This window comes from Myxococcaceae bacterium JPH2 (assembly GCA_016458225.1).
Lineage (GTDB): Bacteria > Myxococcota > Myxococcia > Myxococcales > Myxococcaceae > Citreicoccus.
This window is the reverse complement of the sequence record JAEMGR010000005.1, coordinates 724,491-740,652: the sequence shown is the minus strand read 5'-3', so window position 1 is coordinate 740,652 and position 16,162 is coordinate 724,491. Positions and strand designations below refer to the sequence as shown.

General features: G+C 72.3%; 8 protein-coding genes and 1 pseudogene. 3 read left to right on the top strand and 6 right to left on the bottom strand.

What is annotated here, in order from left to right:
• Nucleotides 1-27 precede the first annotated feature (27 nt).
• Nucleotides 28-819, top strand: coding sequence for a fumarylacetoacetate hydrolase family protein (locus JGU66_11850; GenBank protein ID MBJ6761460.1), 792 nt, complete (start codon nt 28-30; stop codon nt 817-819).
• A 10-nt stretch (nt 820-829) separates the two neighbouring features.
• Here the strand turns inward: JGU66_11850 and JGU66_11845 are convergent, their stop codons facing one another.
• The 5 genes and pseudogenes from JGU66_11845 to JGU66_11825 form a co-directional block, all read right to left on the bottom strand.
• On the bottom strand, nt 830-2,122 hold the full coding sequence (locus JGU66_11845) for a hypothetical protein (GenBank protein MBJ6761459.1): 1,293 nt from the start codon (nt 2,120-2,122) through the stop codon (nt 830-832).
• Nucleotides 2,123-2,241: 119 nt separating this feature from the next.
• Nucleotides 2,242-3,762, bottom strand: a pseudogene (locus tag JGU66_11840) (FAD/NAD(P)-binding protein).
• Between the two features lie 22 nt (nt 3,763-3,784).
• Nucleotides 3,785-4,765, bottom strand: coding sequence for a histidine kinase (locus tag JGU66_11835; GenBank protein MBJ6761458.1), 981 nt, complete (start codon nt 4,763-4,765; stop codon nt 3,785-3,787).
• Nucleotides 4,766-4,978: 213 nt separating this feature from the next.
• Nucleotides 4,979-5,992: a hypothetical protein gene (locus tag JGU66_11830; protein ID MBJ6761457.1), complete on the bottom strand. Its 1,014-nt coding sequence runs from the start codon at nt 5,990-5,992 to the stop codon at nt 4,979-4,981.
• A 249-nt stretch (nt 5,993-6,241) separates the two neighbouring features.
• Entirely contained in the window at nt 6,242-7,651 is a 1,410-nt protein-coding gene (locus tag JGU66_11825) for a serine/threonine protein kinase (GenBank protein MBJ6761456.1), read from the bottom strand.
• Between the two features lie 229 nt (nt 7,652-7,880).
• On the opposite strand from JGU66_11825, the gene JGU66_11820 reads away from it, so the two are divergent.
• Together JGU66_11820 and JGU66_11815 are read left to right on the top strand one after the other, a co-directional pair.
• Nucleotides 7,881-10,148 carry a PAS domain S-box protein gene (locus JGU66_11820; GenBank protein ID MBJ6761455.1) on the top strand — a complete coding sequence of 756 codons (2,268 nt, stop codon included), beginning with the start codon at nt 7,881-7,883 and terminating at the stop codon, nt 10,146-10,148.
• Nucleotides 10,145-12,007, top strand: a complete 1,863-nt coding sequence (locus JGU66_11815) for an OPT/YSL family transporter (protein MBJ6761454.1) — start codon at nt 10,145-10,147, stop codon at nt 12,005-12,007. Before JGU66_11820 ends, JGU66_11815 begins: the two co-directional genes overlap by 4 nt.
• On the opposite strand, the gene JGU66_11810 is transcribed toward JGU66_11815, so the two are convergent.
• On the bottom strand, nt 11,991-16,016 hold the full coding sequence (locus JGU66_11810) for a protein kinase (GenBank protein ID MBJ6761453.1): 4,026 nt from the start codon (nt 16,014-16,016) through the stop codon (nt 11,991-11,993). The two genes, JGU66_11815 and JGU66_11810, sit on opposite strands and share 17 nt — an antisense overlap.
• Nucleotides 16,017-16,162: the final 146 nt, after the last annotated feature.

Genomic DNA, 16,162 nt, shown 5'->3' with positions numbered 1-16,162 from the left:
ATGGATTCCGACGAGGAAGGGCAGGCGATGCACATGAGCGTGGACGCGGTGGCGATGGCGAAGGTTCTGGATGCGGCGCGACTGGAGCGGCGCGAGATTCCACCGCTGACCCGCTCGCTGCTCCCGGAGCTGGCCCTGCCGCTCGCGTACTCGGTGCAGGCCGAGGGCATCCGGATGCGGCTGTCGCGCGGCGAGCGCGTGGTGGGCCTCAAGATGGGCCTCACCTCCGAGGCCAAGCGCAAGCAGATGAACCTGGAGTCGCCTGTCTACGGCGTGCTCACGGATGTGATGCAGATTCCCGCGGGCGGCGTCATCCGCGTGGGCGCGGGCATCCACCCGAAGATTGAGCCGGAGATCGCCTTCCGCATCGCGCGCCCACTGCGCGGAACCATCACGCGCGAGGAGGCGCTGGACGCGTGCGGCTCGGTGTTCGCGGCGATGGAGGTGCTCGACTCGCGCTACATCGACTTCAAGTACTTCAGCCTTCCGGACGTGGTGGCGGACAACTCATCGTCGTCGCTGTTCGTGCTCGGCACGCTGGAGCGTCCGCCTCGCGAGCTGGACGTGGCGCGGTTGGACATGCGCATGGCCGTCAACGGGCAGGTGGTGCAGTCGGCCCGCTCGGACGCCATCTCGGGAGACCCGGTGCTGTCCGTGGTGCAGTTGTGCGCGCTGCTCGCGGAGCGCGGCGAGGGACTGCCCGCGGGAAGCATCGTGCTGTCCGGCGCCGCCACCGTGGCCCACATGCTCAAGCCCGGAGACCACGTGCGCCTCACCGTGGACGGACTCGGCGACGTGGAAGTGTCCGCGACGGAGTAGCCCCGTCACGTCAGGGCTGCGTGTCCGCCGTGGCGTGCAGCGCGTACTCGGCCAGGCTGGTGCCGCACGGCTTGAGCACCAGCTCGTTGGGACCCACGGGCTCCATGATGAGCGAGGACACGCCGTTGGGCAGCTCGCGGGGCCACTGGCCCGTCTCGGCGCGCGTCGCGTCCACTTCGGCCAGCGCGATGAGCGCATCATTGCGGAGCCGACGCAGGTCCAGCCTGTCCGCGTACTGGCCATACTGACCCACCGAGGGGCGCCCCACCTGAAGCCACGCGGCGTTCTCTCGCGTCTCCAGGATGGCGAAGGCCTTGCGTCGCGCTGTCGGCGGGAGGTCCGCGATGGCCTCCAGCTTCCCGAAGCCTTCCACCTCGTGGTGCCAGGCCACTTGCCGCCGCAGCGGCCACTGCCAGCCCGCGCTCCGCTCATCCTCCGCCAGGGGCTTCGCCGGGTTGAGCAGGTCTCGCGCCGAGGGCTCCATCGTCTCCACCAGCTCGTCGGGCATCAGCCCTCGGAACTCGGAGAACTGGAGGATGACCGACTCCTGCCGGAGCGTGAGGGACAGCGGCGGGAAGCCCTCGCCCAGCCGCACGAGCTGCGCGGCGGCCTGTCGCTTGCGCCGCGCGGGGGCCGCATCAATCGCGTCCGCGCACGCGCGATACGCCACGCGGTAGCCGTTCACGGAGATCATCTGTCCAATGAGTCCGCCCAGGGCGAGCTCCCGGCTGAGCGCGAGCGCGTCCAGGCACGTGTCCACGGCCGCCTCGACATGGCCGTCAGCGAGCTGGAACCGCGCCTCCAGCGCCGCGTGCCGCACCATCTGGAACAGGATGACGGGCTCCTGGTCCGGGAGCCGGTCGTTCTGCACGGGCTGAAGCCAGAGTTCCTCGGGCAGTCCGCCCTGGTCGGCGTGCGTGGCCTCCAGCACGCGCTGCATCAGCGGCCGGTGTCGCTCCAGGGCTTCACGGCACTCGGCGGGCAACGCGGCGAGCGATGCCGTTCCATCCGCCACGGCCTCGCACCGCGAGCGCTGCTCCTCGTTGAGCGACTTCGCCTTCTCATAGACACGGGCCAGCTCGGGCAGGAGCGGGGCCACGGCCGCGGCGAAGCTCCCGGGCAGCGCGGGCGTGACGTGCGAGGGCCTCGGGTGCTCCGCGTCCACCAGCGCGTTCGTGTCGCGCACGAGCCGCTCCGCGAGCGGTGTGATGCGCAGCCTCCAGGACGCGAGCGCCCCGAGGCTCGCGATGGCGATGATGAGCACACCTCCGGTCACGGCGCGGAGGGGGTGTTGCAGGGACATGCGGGGAACTCCGGGAGGGGGCCCCGAGGTTCGCACGAAACTCCCCGCCCGAGGACTTCCCTTGCGTCCTGGCCACCTGGCGTGGTGGCCCGTTTCGCTCGTCGTGGAAAATGCGGCTGTCAGCGCGACGGGCGAGCAGGCTCACCCGGGCTTTCCACCGCCGCGAGTCGCTGGAGCAGGCGCTCCGCCAGCTCACGGGCCTGCACGCGGATCTCCGGGATGGCCGTCGTCTCCCACAGGTCGCCGCGGCGCGGCGGGCCCAGGGTGTAGAGGCGCTCGGAGTCCTCACCCCCGGGGTGGGACAGCACGCCGCCCGCCTCGGTGACGAGGCCCAGACCCAGCGGGTCTTCCCGCGCGAGGCCCGCGTCCACGACGTGGCGCAACAGCGGATGGCTCCGCGCGCTCAGCGACGAGTTCGGGCCCGTGCAGTTCACCACGTGCCCCACGCGCAGCGTCGACTCCTCGCGCGTGCCTCGCTGTCGCAGGCGCACGTCCACCGCGTCGCCGTTCCACTGGAAGCCGCGCACCCGCGCCGCGTGCAGCGTCAGCCGTCCCTCGCGCCGCAGCCCATCGATGGCCGCGCCCACGTCCGGCGCCATCCGGTGGCGATGCACCTCCCAGTACGAGCGCAGGTGCCGCAGGAAGCGGCGGCGCTCCGGCGCCTCCAGCCGCTGCCACAGCGGAATCGTCACGGGCCGCAGCGAGTCCACCACCGCGCGCCAGTCCATCCCGGCCGCCTCCACCTCGCGGCGCACCGTGCGCAGCACCTCGCGCACGCGCAGCGGTGGAGCCTCGGCGGTCGCGCTCGCGTCGGGCGTCACCTCGCGGCGCACCGCGCGCAAGAGTTCGCGCACGCGCAGGGACTCGGGCAGGGCGGGGGCCTGGGCGCCCACGGGGCGGTGCACGTGCGGCAGCAGGCCGTGGCGAGACAGCGCGTGCAGCGGTCCCTGATGGCCCTGGTCGCCCAGCGACAGCACCGCGTCCACCATGGTGAGGCCCGTGCCGATGAGCAGCACTGGCGCGTGCGCGTCGATGCGCTGGAGCGAGGACTCGGCCCACGGCGAGCGGTGGTAGCGCTCGCTCGCGTACAGGTCTCCGTCAGGCACGGGCAGGTCCGCCGGCAGCGCATTGCCCGGCGCCAGCACGCCCGTGCGCGATGTCCACCCGGTGCCATCCCTGAGCGTCCAGCGCAGCCCGTCCGGCTCGGCGGTCACGTCGGTGACCTCGCCCGGCAGGACCTCCAGCACCACGCCGGGCGCGGCCTGGGCGCGCGTCTCGTTCAGCAGCTCCTCCAGGTACTGGCCAAAGAGGTGCCGCGCGACGAAGGCGCCCGGCACGGTGGCGGGGGTCTGCTGCCGCACCCAGCGCAGGAAGTGCTCGGGGTCATCCGGCAGCGCGCTCATCCGCGCGGCGGGGACGTTCAGCAGGTGACGGGGATTGTCCGTGCCGTAGGCGAGCCCCCGCCCCAGGCGAGGCCGTCGCTCCACCAGGGCCACGCGCAGGGGCGCGCGGGCGCTCTTGAGCAGGTGGAGGGCCAACAGCGTCCCGCTGGCTCCGCCCCCCACGATGAATACATCCCAGGATGTCCGTGCTCGCACCGGACAATCCTATGTCCGCGCAGTCCCGGCGGCATCCGTCAACCGCGATACACGGGAAGGTGTTTCAGGCGACGGCGTCGACCAGCGGGCGCGCGGGCTGAGCGAACGCGCCGGCCACCGGCAGCATCACCCGGAAGGTGCTGCCTCGGCCCGGCTCACTCTCCACCGTCAATGCTCCGCCCAGGGACGTGACGATGCCATGGCACACCGACAAGCCCAGGCCGGTGCCCACGCCCAGGGGCTTGGTGGTGAAGAACGGGTCGAAGATGCGCTCGCGGTGCTCGTGCGCGATGCCGCAGCCGGTGTCCTTGACCTCCACCAGTACCTGCCCGGGCAGGCCGTGGCGCGCCACGATGCGCACCTCGTTCTGCTCGGCGTGCCCCGGAGGGATGGCCTGGGCCGCGTTGAGCAGCAGGTTGAGGAACACCTGTCCCAGCCGCGAGCCGTTGCCCTGCACGGGCGGCATGCCGTCGCACTCGAGGACCAGCCGAGCGCGGTGCCGCAGCTCGTGCATGGCCATCTTCGCGGCCGTGCGCACCACCGCGCCCACGTCCGCTGGCCCGCTGCCCACGTCCTCGGCGCGCGACAGCGTTTGGAGGTCCCTCACGATGAGGCGGATGCGCTCGGCGCCGTCGCGCGTCTCCGCCAGCGCCTCCAGGATTTCCTGCCGGTCCTGCTCGGTCAGGCGCTCCTTCTGTTGGAGCTCCTGGTGGATGTACTCGAGGTTGCTGAGGATGAAGGCCAGCGGGTTGTTGATTTCGTGGCCCACGCCCGCCGCGATGCGGCCCAGGGCAATGAGGCGATCCGCGAAGAGGAGCTGCGCCTGGGTGGCGTGCAGCTGCTCCAGGTTGCGGGACAGCTTGGCGTTGGCGGCTTCCAGCGCGGCGGTGCGCTCGCGGACCCGCTCCTCGCTCAGGTGCAGGTCCTCCTCCTCGGGGGGAGGGGTGCCTGGGCGCGGCTCGCACAGCGCCTGGAAGGCCCGCCGGAGCGAGCCCCGCCGCTGCGTCACCGCTGACAGATGCGTCACCCTCGCTCGTAACGTCATCTCGGCCCGCTCCGACGCCCGGGCCGCCCGCCGCTATCGCGGCCCTTTCTCGCGGGGCGGTCCCGGCCGGCATCCAACACCGCCGCGAGCAGGCCGGCAAGGTGCGCTTGTGGATGCCGACAGAATCCTCGCGGGCCTCCCGCGCGGGCCTGTGCTGACAGGCTGCCCGGGAGGGTTCAATCGCTGTCGACTCGCGGACCTGCGCCTCGGAGCCTAGGGAGGGCAGGTGCCGCAATCGGCGCGGCAGGAGTCGTAGGTGGCGCCCGTGCCGCAGTGCTCGGTGAACTGGCAGACACCATCGCCGCACCGGAAGATTTCAGACGGACGGATGCGCGTGGTCAGCGGTTGATAGGTTTTTCCGGCGTAGGTGCATTGCGTGTAGTAGGGCCGCGTCCCATCCGAGCCCTTGGTGCAGAAGTCGCTGCATGCGCCCACGTGGACCACGGGGAGGCAGTCCGTGTTGTTGTCCCAGGAGGACAGGCCGCACGCGCGCGAGGTGCTCTCGCTGGAGTTCAGATAGGCCCGGTCATTGGCCGCGAAGAGTCCGTCCCCGGTGAAGATGTTTCCGAAGAAGCACGCCTCGTGCTCGCTGTACGTGGCCAGCTCCTGGGTCGTGTAGGAGACGACCGCGCCCGTGGCGTCGCGGCCCAGGACGGAGATGGGAATCTGCACGCCGTACTTGTTGGCGTGCGCCGCCAGGCAGGCCGTCAGCACCTGCTGCTCGGTCTCCGTGGCGGGCAGTCCCGAGGCCCATCCAGGCAGCAGGCCCAGGTTGCCATCCCACGTGTACGTCACGCCCGTCGTCGGGCTGGTGTAGCTGCGCGACTGTCCGTTGGGCACCGCGCAGCGCACCACGTAGCGCATCACCATGTCGCGCTGCGCGGGGCTCGCGTCGAACCACGAGGAGAAGCCATTGGTCGACAAGCCATTGGTGGAGAGCCCATTGGTCGACAAGCCATTGGTGGAGAGCCCGTTGGTCGACAAGCCATTGGTGGAGAGGCCATTGGTCGACAAGCCATTGGTGCCTTCCAGCGGGCTCTCCCACGTCGCCTCGGGTCGGGCATTGGAGCCGCGATCCGCCTCGAACTCGGGCCCGCAGCCCGCCGCGCAGGCCACCAGGAACAAGCCCCATCCAAGGCTGGCTCCCAGGTTCGGGCGGCGGACGCCCTGGCTCAAACCCTCGCTGCTGCATCCACTTCCAGACGACTTGACTGGTGTGAGGCGCATGATGGTCTTCCCCCGTGATGTAGTGACAGGTGGGTCTGTCACCGACTGCCCCTTAGGCACAGCAATTCGGTAAAAAAGTGCTGTAGCTGTCAGGCAAGGGAATCGTGACGGATTCTCCGAAGGAAAGAAATACACCCCAGCGACAAAATTGCGCTGTCAGTCCTTATTTGGACGACAGGAAGTAGGGGCATGGACGTGAAACGCCCACAAAACCCAGGGGTTGTCAGTGAATTGGGTGTCTTGGGCTGTCTACTCGGCGGCCTGGGCGTCCAGGGCGGCCTGAGCGGGTCGGGTGACCGCGAATCCGCCGGGGGCGCGCGTCTGCCAGGCGCCCACGTCGGTGACGGGCCCGCCGACGACCTCGGATTCGCCTGCCTCTCCGCGCGTCTCCACCTCGCCCAGGTGCAGGCAGAGGTGGACGCGGGAGCGGGCGGCATCCGCCAGGCGTTGGGCGTCCGCGTGGAGCGCGCGCAAGGCGCGGAGGATTTCCTGGAGCCGGGCGGGGCTGTTGGCTGGAGGCGTGAAGCCTTCCATCGGCCGCACGCCGAGCAGGGTGGTGCCTGTCTGGAGCGCGAGGAGGAAGCCCGCGGCGCGCAGCCCTTGCTCGAGCGCGTCCAGGGCGATGGCGAGCGAGGCGTAGACGGCGTCGTCGTCCTGGACGGACTCGTGCATCACCACTTCGGCGTGCACGGCGAGCGCGGGGCGGGGCCGGCCGCTCGCGAGGCCTGGCTCGTCCGCGGCCTCATGCAGCGCGGCGAGGAACGCGCTCACGCTGGGATAGCGCCGGGACGCGTCCTTGTGCAGGCAGCGCAGGACGACGGCATCCACGGCGGGGGACACGGGAGCGCTGGCGCTGGGGCGCGGCGGCGGGGCCTCCAGGTGCAGCCGCTCCAGCTCCATGCGGTCCTCGGACTGGAAGGGATAGCGACCGGTGAGCAGCTGATGCAGCAGCACGCCCAGCGCGTAGACGTCCGTGGGCGGACCGATGGCGCCGCCTCGGAACTGCTCGGGGGCCATGGCGTGGGCGGTGCCCAGGCGTTGGCCCGCGATGGTGAGGCCCTCCTGCCCGGGCTCCTGCTCGATGAGCTTGGCGATGCCGAAGTCGAGCAGCTTCACCCGCGGGCGCTCGCCCTCCTCCACGACGAGGATGTTGCTGGCCTTCAGGTCGCGGTGGACGACGCCCGCGCGGTGCGCCGCCTCCAGCGCCGCGCACACGGGCTCCAGGTACGCCAGCGCGCGGGAGGCCGGCAGGCGCCCGCGCTCCTGCACCACCTGGCTGAGCGTGCGGCCGGCGAGCAGCTCCATGACGAAGTACGGGCTGCCGTCCGGCATGAGGCCGAAGTCGTAGACGTCCACGATGTTGGGGTGGCGAATCTGGTTCACCACCCGCGCCTCGCGCACGAAGCGCTGGAGCATCTCGCCCTGGTCGGCCAGGTGCGGGTGCATCACCTTCACCGCGGCGCGGCGTCCGAGGATGCGGTGCTCGGCCTCGTAGACGCTGCCATGGCCCCCCGAGGCGAGCAGCACCTTGAGCACGTACTCGCCCGCGAGCGTTCCCGGGCCGTGTTGGGTCGGCGGGGCCGCCCCGCGCGTCCGGGCCGTGGCGTGCAGGTCCGCGCGCGCCTGGATGCGGAAGGTGCTCTCGGAATCCACCGCCATGAGGAAAGCCACCCTAGCACCGCGAAAGCAAGACGCACTGCAGGGGCCGGGCTCGGTGCCTGGGCATCCCTCGACCCCGCGGGGGCGTGCGTTCACCATTGGTCAGCCGGGTGCACGCCTGCGGATGGGACGTCCACTGGAGTATGGTTGAGGGCTCTGCCTCCCGCGGCCATTGGACGCTACCGGACGGGGGCTGGTGGATTCTCCAGCACCCCGGGGGCTGGCTCTCATGACGATGATGCTGGACGAGTTGACGACGTGCGCAGGACTGGCGCTGGCACCCCCCACGTCGACGGGGGCCTGCCTCATCCTCATCAGCACGACGACTCCGGCCGCCATTGGCAAGGCCTTCCGACTGGAGCCCGGAGAGCATGTCATCGGCCGAGGCTCCGACGCGGCCGTGCGCATCGATGACCACGGCGTGTCTCGCAAGCACGCGCGCATCATCCGCACCTCCGAGGGCGTCTGCCACGTCACGGACCTGGACTCGACCAACGGGACGTTCCTCAACGGGATGCCCGTCACCACGGCGGAGCTGGCGGAGGGAGACCGGCTTCAGATTGGCACCGTCACGGTGTTCCGCTTCTCCAAGCGCGAGCTGTTGGAGCAGCGCGAGGAGCAGCTCCGCCAGGCCCTGTCCGCCGCGCGCGTGGGCATCTGGGATTGGAACGCGCACAGCGGGCTGGTGACGTGGAGCGAGCAGGTGGACCGGCTCCTGGGGTTGCCGGTGGGCAAGCTGTCCGCGCGCGCCATGGACCTGGAGGAAGTGGTGCACCCGGGGGACCTGACTCGGGTGCGCGAGGCGCTGGCCACCGCGCTCCAGCTCAAGTCCCAGGTGGATGTGGAGTACCGCATCGTCCCCATGGGCAGCGGCTCGCGGTGGATCTCCTGCAAGGGCGATGTGCTGTGTGACGCCTCGGGGCAGCCAGCGCGCGTGACGGGCACGGTGATGGACATCACCGCGCGCAAGCAGGCCGAGCAGGAGCTGCACCGGCAGGCGCTCATCTTCGAGAGCATCTACGACGGCGTCGTCATCACGGACCTGGGTGGCGGCATCATCGACTGGAACAGCAGCGCGGAGCGGATGTTCGGCCGGGGCAAGGTGGATGCGCTGGGCCAGACGCTCTTCAGCGTGCTGCATCCGCACGAGCCGGACCGGCGCACCGGCGCCATCCTGGCGGCGCTGGAGGTCCATGGGCGCTGGACCGGGGAGCTGGAGTTCCGGCGCAAGGACGGCTCGCCGTGCTACTGCGAATCGGTGGTGGTGCCGCTGCGTGACGCCGAGGGGCGCGTCATCGCCAACATCATGGTCCACCGCGACACGACGGAGCGCAAACAGCTCCAGGCGCAGCTCGTGGTGGCGGACCGGCTGGCCTCGGTGGGCACGCTGGGCGCGGGCGTGGCGCATGAAATCAACAACCCGCTGGCCTACATGCTGGTGAACCTGCACCTCATCCGCGAGGGGCTGGAGCGCATGGAGCCGCACGAGCCGCAGCCGGGCAGCGTGGCCTCGCTCCAGCAGCTCGTGCGCGAGACGGCGGAGGGCGCCGAGCGCATCGCCAGCATCGTGAGGGACCTGAAGGTCTTCGCGCGCGGCGAGCAGGAGTCGCGCACGCTGCCGGTGGACGTGCGGCGCGCGGTGGAGCTGGCGTGCAAGATGGCGGACAACGTCATCCGCCACCGCGCGCGGCTGGTGACGGAGTTCGAGCCGGTGCCGTCGGTGGAGGCCAGCGAGTCGCGGCTGTGCCAGGTGTTCCTCAACCTGTTGCTCAACGCGGCGCAGGCCATCCCCGAGGACAGCCCGACCACGCAGGACCATGAAATCCGCGTCGTCATCCGCGCGGGCGAGGCGGGCCGGGTGGTGGTGGAGGTGCGGGACACGGGCATCGGCATGACGCCGGAGGTGCTGGGGCGCATCTTCGACCCGTTCTTCACCACGAAGGCGGTGGGCGTGGGCACGGGGCTGGGGCTGTCCATCTGCCACGGCATCATCGAGTCCATGGGCGGCGCCATCCACGCGGAGAGCGAGCCTGGACGCGGCAGCACGTTCCGCGTGGTGCTGCGCGCGGCGGCGCGAGAGCCGGAGGTGGGCCCGCGCGGTGTCGCGCCTGTGCACCCCGGAGCGAGGGCGCGCATCCTGGTGGTCGATGACGAGCCCAACGTGACGCTGGCGCTGCAGCGCTCGCTGTCCACCGAGCACGACGTGGCCACGGCCAACAGCGCCCAGGCCGCGCTGCGGCTCGTGAGCGAGGGCGTGCGCTTCGACCTCATCCTCTGCGACGTGATGATGCCGGGGATGACGGGCATGGACCTGTACCACGAGCTGGGGCGCTGCGCGCCGGAGCAGGCCGGGCGCATGGTGTTCATGACCGGCGGCGCTTTCACGCCGCGCACCGTGTCCTTCCTGCGCGACGTGCCCAACTTGAAGCTGAGCAAACCGCTGGACCTGGGACAGCTTCGCGAGCTGGTGGGAAGGTCGGCGGAGGGCGGGCGATGAGCGCTCCGGCCGGCGAGCGGCTCCGCGCGCCCGAGGCGTCGGAGCCATCCGTCGCGCCGCACGGGCTCGAGGCTCCGGGCGAGGCGCCTCGCGAGTTGACGGTGCGCGCGGTGGGCGCGGGGCTGCTCATCGGCGCGCTCCTGGCGCTCATCAATGTCTACATGGGCCTGAAGACGGGCATGTGGGAGAGCGGCTCGCTGCTGGCCGCGGTGCTGGGCTTCAGTGGTCTGGCCTCACTCGCGCGGCGACGTGGCTCGCCGTACACGCCGCTGGAGAACAACATCACCCAGACGGCCGCGGCGGCGGTGGGCGCGATGCCCGCGGCGGTGGGGCTGTTGGGCGCGGTGCCCGCGATGATGATGGTGGGCGTGTCGGTGTCGGGCTGGGGAGTCGCCGCGTGGGGCGTGGCGCTGGGCGCGCTGGGGGTGCTCGCCGCGGCGTTGCTGCGCAGGCGTCTGGTGGTGGAGGAGGCGCTGCCGTTCCCGACTGGCACGGCGACCGCGGAACTCATCTCCACGCTGCATGCCACGCGTCCGCCCGGTGCCACGCAGCGCTCGGGCCGAGGGCGAACGCTGGCGGGCGCGGGCGCGGTGGCCATGGCCATCACCTGGCTGCGTGACGCGCGCGGGTTGCTGCCCTCGCAGTGGGTGCCGCCGGGTTCGCTCGGGGGCGTGCCGCTGAGCACGCTGGGCTGGGGCGTGGGCATCAGCCCCATGCTGCTGGCGGTGGGGATGCTGACGGGGCTGCACCTGGGCTTGAGCATGTTGGCGGGCGCGGGCGTGGCCTGGGGCGTGCTCGCGCCATGGCTGGTGAGCAGCGGACGCGTGTCGACCGTGGGCTTCGAGGCGCTCGCCGCGTGGCTGGTGTGGCCCGGCGTGGGGCTGTTGGTGGGCGCGGCGGTGGCCTCGTTGGTGGCGCAGGCGCGCGACTTCCTGGGCGTGGTGAAGGACCTGCGCGCGCTGGGCGGCGCCGAGGCGGGCGCGCTGCCTCGCTGGGCGGGCGGCGTGGCGGTGGGCGCGGTGTTGCTGACGCTGGGACTGGGCGCTGGGTTGTTCGGCCTGGGCGCGCGGCATCTGCTGCTCGCGTTGGTGCTGCTGCTGCCGCTGTGCGCGGTGTGCGCGCGAGGCGCGGGGCAGACGGACGTGTCGCCCGTGGGGCAGATGGGGCAGTTGTCCCAGGCGCTCGCGGGAGCACTGGTTCCGAGCGCGGTGGGCTCGGGAGGGCTCGGCGCTGCCGGGGCGCTCTCGGTGACTTCAGGCGTGCAGAGCGCGATGGGGCCCAACGTCGCGGTGGGCTCGGTGGTGGCGGGCGCGGCGGCGCAGACGGGGGTCAGCATGTGGTCGCTCAAGGCGGGACATGTGCTGGGCGCTTCGCCTCGGCGGCAGCTCATCGCGCAGCTTCTGGGGGTGTTGGCGGGCGCGGCGGTGGGCGTGCCCGCGTGGCTCTTGTTGGTGGGGGCGTATGGGTTGGGCTCGGCCGCGCTGCCGGCGCCCTCGGCGCAGCAGTTCCGAGCGGTCGCGGAGGTGGCCGTGCAAGGGCTGGCGGGGCTGCCGCCTCAGGCTGGGTTGGCGGCGGGCGTGGGCTTCGCGGTGGGCGTGGCCCTGTCCCTGGCGGCTCGAGGGCGCGCGGCCCGGTGGTTGCCGTCTCCGGTGGCCATGGGCATCGGGTTCATTACCCCGGCGTCCTTCGCGGTGACGCTGTGCCTGGGCGCGGGGCTGGTGGTGGCGGCGCGGCGACGGTGGCCCGAAGCCACCGTGCATCACGTGCCGGCCGTGGGCGCGGGCGCCATCGCGGGCGAGTCCCTCATGGGTCTACTCATCGCCGCACTGCTCGCGCTCGGCGTCATGCGGCCGGGCTGACGTCCCGCACTCGCGCGAGCGAGCGGCGGATGCGGCTCTCCATGAGCGTGGGGATGTGCGCCGCGCGCTCCAGTGCTTCCTCCAGCACGCGCACGGCCTCGGCTCGGTCGCCTCGGCGCTGGGCCGCCAGCCCCATCATCTCCAGCACCTCCAGTGGTTCCTGCTCCACGGAGGCTTGCGCGGAGCGGTCGCGCAGGGCTCGCCAGTCCTCGGCGCTCGCCTCGCGCGTGCACAGCTCCACCATGACGAACAGGACCTCCTCCGAGGGGCTCAGCGATACGCCGTGGCGGCCGTCGCCCAGCACGGTGCGCACCTGGGTGAGCAGCTCTCTTGCGCGGGCGTGGCGGCCCGTCCAGGCCATGGCGCGCGCTTGCAGCAGCAGGGCCCACGGGCGAGGCGCCACCTCGGGGTGACGGCGCTCCAGCGTGATGGCGCGCGCGATGTGAGGCGCCGCGGCCTCCACGTCTCCCGCTTGGTAGAGCAGCTCGCCCAGGTTGTGCTCGGCGAAGTACTCCCAGCCGACCACGCCCAGCTCGCGCCCCAACTGCATGAAGCGCTCCTGGTCCTTCAGCGCGTTGGAGAGGTCTCGGCGCGCCACCCAGAGGTTGCGGCGGTTGTTGATGGCCGAGCCCAGATGGAAGCGATCTCCGCGCTCCGTGCACGCGGCGATGACCTCGTCCATCACGCTGCCCGCGCCGTCGATGTCGTTGAGGTTGGGGAGGATGACGGCCATCAAGAGCAGCGCCACCACCAGCGTCTCGTAGCCCGCATCCCCCAATCGCCGAGCCCGATCCGCCGCGGCCTCCAGCGGCATGAGCGCGTCCTGCCAATCTCCCTTGCGGAACTGCGCGCGGCCGAGCGCGAGGAGCAACCGCGCCTGCACATAAGGCGACTGCACCGTGGCGGACAGCTCCTGCGCCTCCTGGGCCCGCGCCTCGCTGCGCGCGTAGTCATTCACCCAGTCGAGGGCCATGGCCTCGTCCAACAGCAGCTCCACCTCCACGCGCGTATCGCCCAGGCGGCGCGCCTTCTCTCGCGCGGCGGCGAAGTCCGCCAGGGAGTCCTCGTACCGCCCGATGCGGTAGCGCATGAGCCCTCGGCCGCGCAGGGCGGTGAGGCCGCGCAGCTCGTCCTCGGGGGACAGCAGCTCCAGCGCGCGCGTGTACATGGCCTCCGCGTCGAGGAAGGCATGGCGGCCCCGGGCAGACTCGGCCAGGTCGATGGCGAGTGCCGCGGCCTCTTCACGCAGCCCAGCGGCGGCGGCGTGCTGCGTGAGGCGCGGGAGGCGCTGGCGCTCCGCGGCTCCAGCGGGGCTCAGGTAGTAGCGATAGGCGGCGTGGTGGATCCGCTCGCGCTCGGCGGCGGGCAGCCCCGCGGCCACGGCCTCGCGGACCAGCTCGTTGCGGAAGCTCAGTCCCTCCAGTCGGTGGGACACGAGCAGGCCCGAGTCCAGGAGCCGCCGCGTGGCATGGCCCACGTCCAAGGGGAACTGGGCCGCGGCGCCGTCGCGCTCCAGCTCGCGCACCACGCCCTCCGCGGTGCCGGGGGAGAAGTCCGTGCCCAACAAGGCACACAGGCGCGCGTGCGCGGCGAGCGCGGGCGGAAGGGCACCCAGCTCGCGGTCCGCCAGCCACTCCACCAGCCGCAGCTCCGGCACTCGGTCCAGCTCATCCGTGACGAGATACCAACTGCCGCCCGGCGCGCGCTGGCGCACCAGCCCCTGGCGCTTGAGGCCGCGCACCAGCTCCACCAGGAACAGGGGCACGCGCTGCACGCGCTCGACGATGCGCTCCACCGCCTGCGCGGGCACGTTCTCCACGGGCTTGAGCAGCGTGCGACACAGCGCCTGCGCGTGCTCGGGCGTCAGCGGTGGCAAGGGCCGCACGAGCTGCCTGGCCGCGCGCGTGCCCCACGTGGGGCGACTGCTCTCGAAGCCCGGTCGCGCCAACACGCAGACCCAGAGCGGGACGCGCGCCTCGGCCAGCCCCGCGTACTCGAGCGCATCGAGCGCGGTCTCTTCCGCGAAGTGCGCGTCGTCCACCAAGAGACACAGCGGGCGCTCGCGCGCGCTGGCGGCCAGCAGCTCACCGGTGGCGCGCATGGCCAGCGAGCGCAGCGCACCCGGGGCCGCCGCCCAGCTGTGCAGCTCCGGGCCACCGGGCGCGTACCAGCCCAGGGTCGCCGCGACGCCGGGCCACAGCTCCGCGCCGAGCCGAGGCCCCAGCCGCTCGTAGATGGCGGCGCGTCCTTCTTCCTCCGTGTCCGTGTCGTCGCGCTCGAAGTCGTTGAGCGCGCAGCGCAGCAGCGTGCGCAGCGTGCCCTCGGGGTCGCCTTGCACGGGCTCACGCGCTCGCGTGGCGTAGACGCGCGCGTGGGGCAGGGCGACGCGCAGGCGCAGGGCGAGCGTGGCGGACAGGTGGCTCTTTCCCAGCCCGCGATCCGCCAGCACGGTGACGATGGTGGGCGCCGAGTCCGTCACCGCGGCGCGGGCGCTCTCCAGCAGCACGTCCAGCTCCGCGTCGCGGCCCAGCAGCACCTCGCTGCCCAACTGGAGGACCGTGACATCCGGCCGGGGCGCGGCGCCGGGCGGCGCGGGGCGCAGCAGCGTGGGGCGGCCGGGCACTGGCAGGCAGGGAACTTCGGGCACGGCCTCGGCGGCGGCGGGGGAGAGCAGGAGCCCGCGTGCATCCGGGCCCGTGGGGTAACGGTCCTCGCGCGAGAAGATGGTGCCCAGGTAGCGCGGCGAACCCGTGGGGCGGCGCTGCACGGTGACGGCGGCCACGTCCACCAGGGCCGCGGGAGCGAGTCCGCGCTCAGCCAGTCCTTCCGCCGCGCGCATGGCCCGGCGCACGGGGTTCTCGCCCACGTCGGGGTCGAACACGCCGGCGATGTGCGGCCCGTCCGAGTAGGCCATGTGGCCGCCGTACGAGACGAGCACCTTCTGGAGCGCCACGGGGTTGGCCCGCGAGGTGAGAAAGAGGATGGCCACGGAGCGGCGCGCCTGCGCGGGACGCGCATCGCCAGAGGCCAGTGGTCGGAGCGCGGACGGCTCCGCGGGACGGCCGGTGCGATGGAACGCCTCGTTGAGCGCGTCGGCGACGGCGGCCGCGTCGGCGGGGCGGCGGGAGCGCTCCTTGGCCAGACAGCGCAGCACGACCTCTTCCACCGCGGGCGCCACCGGCGCGAACTCGGACGGCGGTGGCGGGCGCAGGGACAGGTGCGCCTGAAGCACCTCGGACGCGGGACCGAAGAAGGGCGGCCGGCCCGTGAGCAGCTCGTAGAGGATGACGCCGAGCGCGTAGACGTCCGTGCGCGCGTCCAGCTCCGTGAAGCCCGCGCACTGCTCGGGGGCCATGTACTCGGCGGTGCCCGCGAACGTGCTCGTGTCACCCACCGAGCCCTCTTCCTCCGCGGCGGTCACCACCGCGCGCCGCACGAGGCCGAAGTCGAACAGGCGCACGCGCTGGTGCGGGTCATCCAGGAAGACGTGCTCGGGCTTGAGGTCGCAGTGGACCAGCCCGTGCGCGTGCACCGTGTCCACCGCCGACAGCAGCGACAGGGCGCGGCGGACGAACTCATGCGGCGCCACCGGCCCGGAGACGAGCGCCAGCCGGTCCGCCAGGGTGGGCAGGGGCACGTACTCCAACGCGAGCACGCGCGAGCCGTCCACCAGGGTGCGGGCCTCGTACAGGCGAGGCACGGTGGGCGGCCCGAGCACCCGCAGCGCCTTCTCCTCGTGCTCGAGCTGGGCCTCGGCCAGCGCGTTGCCGGGGCGCGCCAGCTTCAGGGCCACGCGGCGGGGCTGGGCGTCCGTCAGGTCCGGGTTGCGCCGCGCCGCGAGCAGCACGCCAAAGCCGCCGCGCGCGATGACGTGCTCCAGCTCGTACCCAGGGACTTCGGGAAGGTGGAGAAGCGCGTCGGAACGCGTGACCCCAAGAGGGGATGCACTCGGCGGGCAGGGCGCGTGGGAGCCTTCCCAGCGCCGCCCGCATGTGAGGCAGCGCGGCACGGGGGGCACTCTACGCCAGGAGTGGTGCGGAAGCCGAACCCCCGGCGCGCGGACAGGCGTCCTGGGGCCTCCCAGGGGTCAGGCGTGGTTCCCGGTACGGGCCGCGAGCCGGGTGCGCCGGTCCACTTCTGTTGGCGTCCGGACGA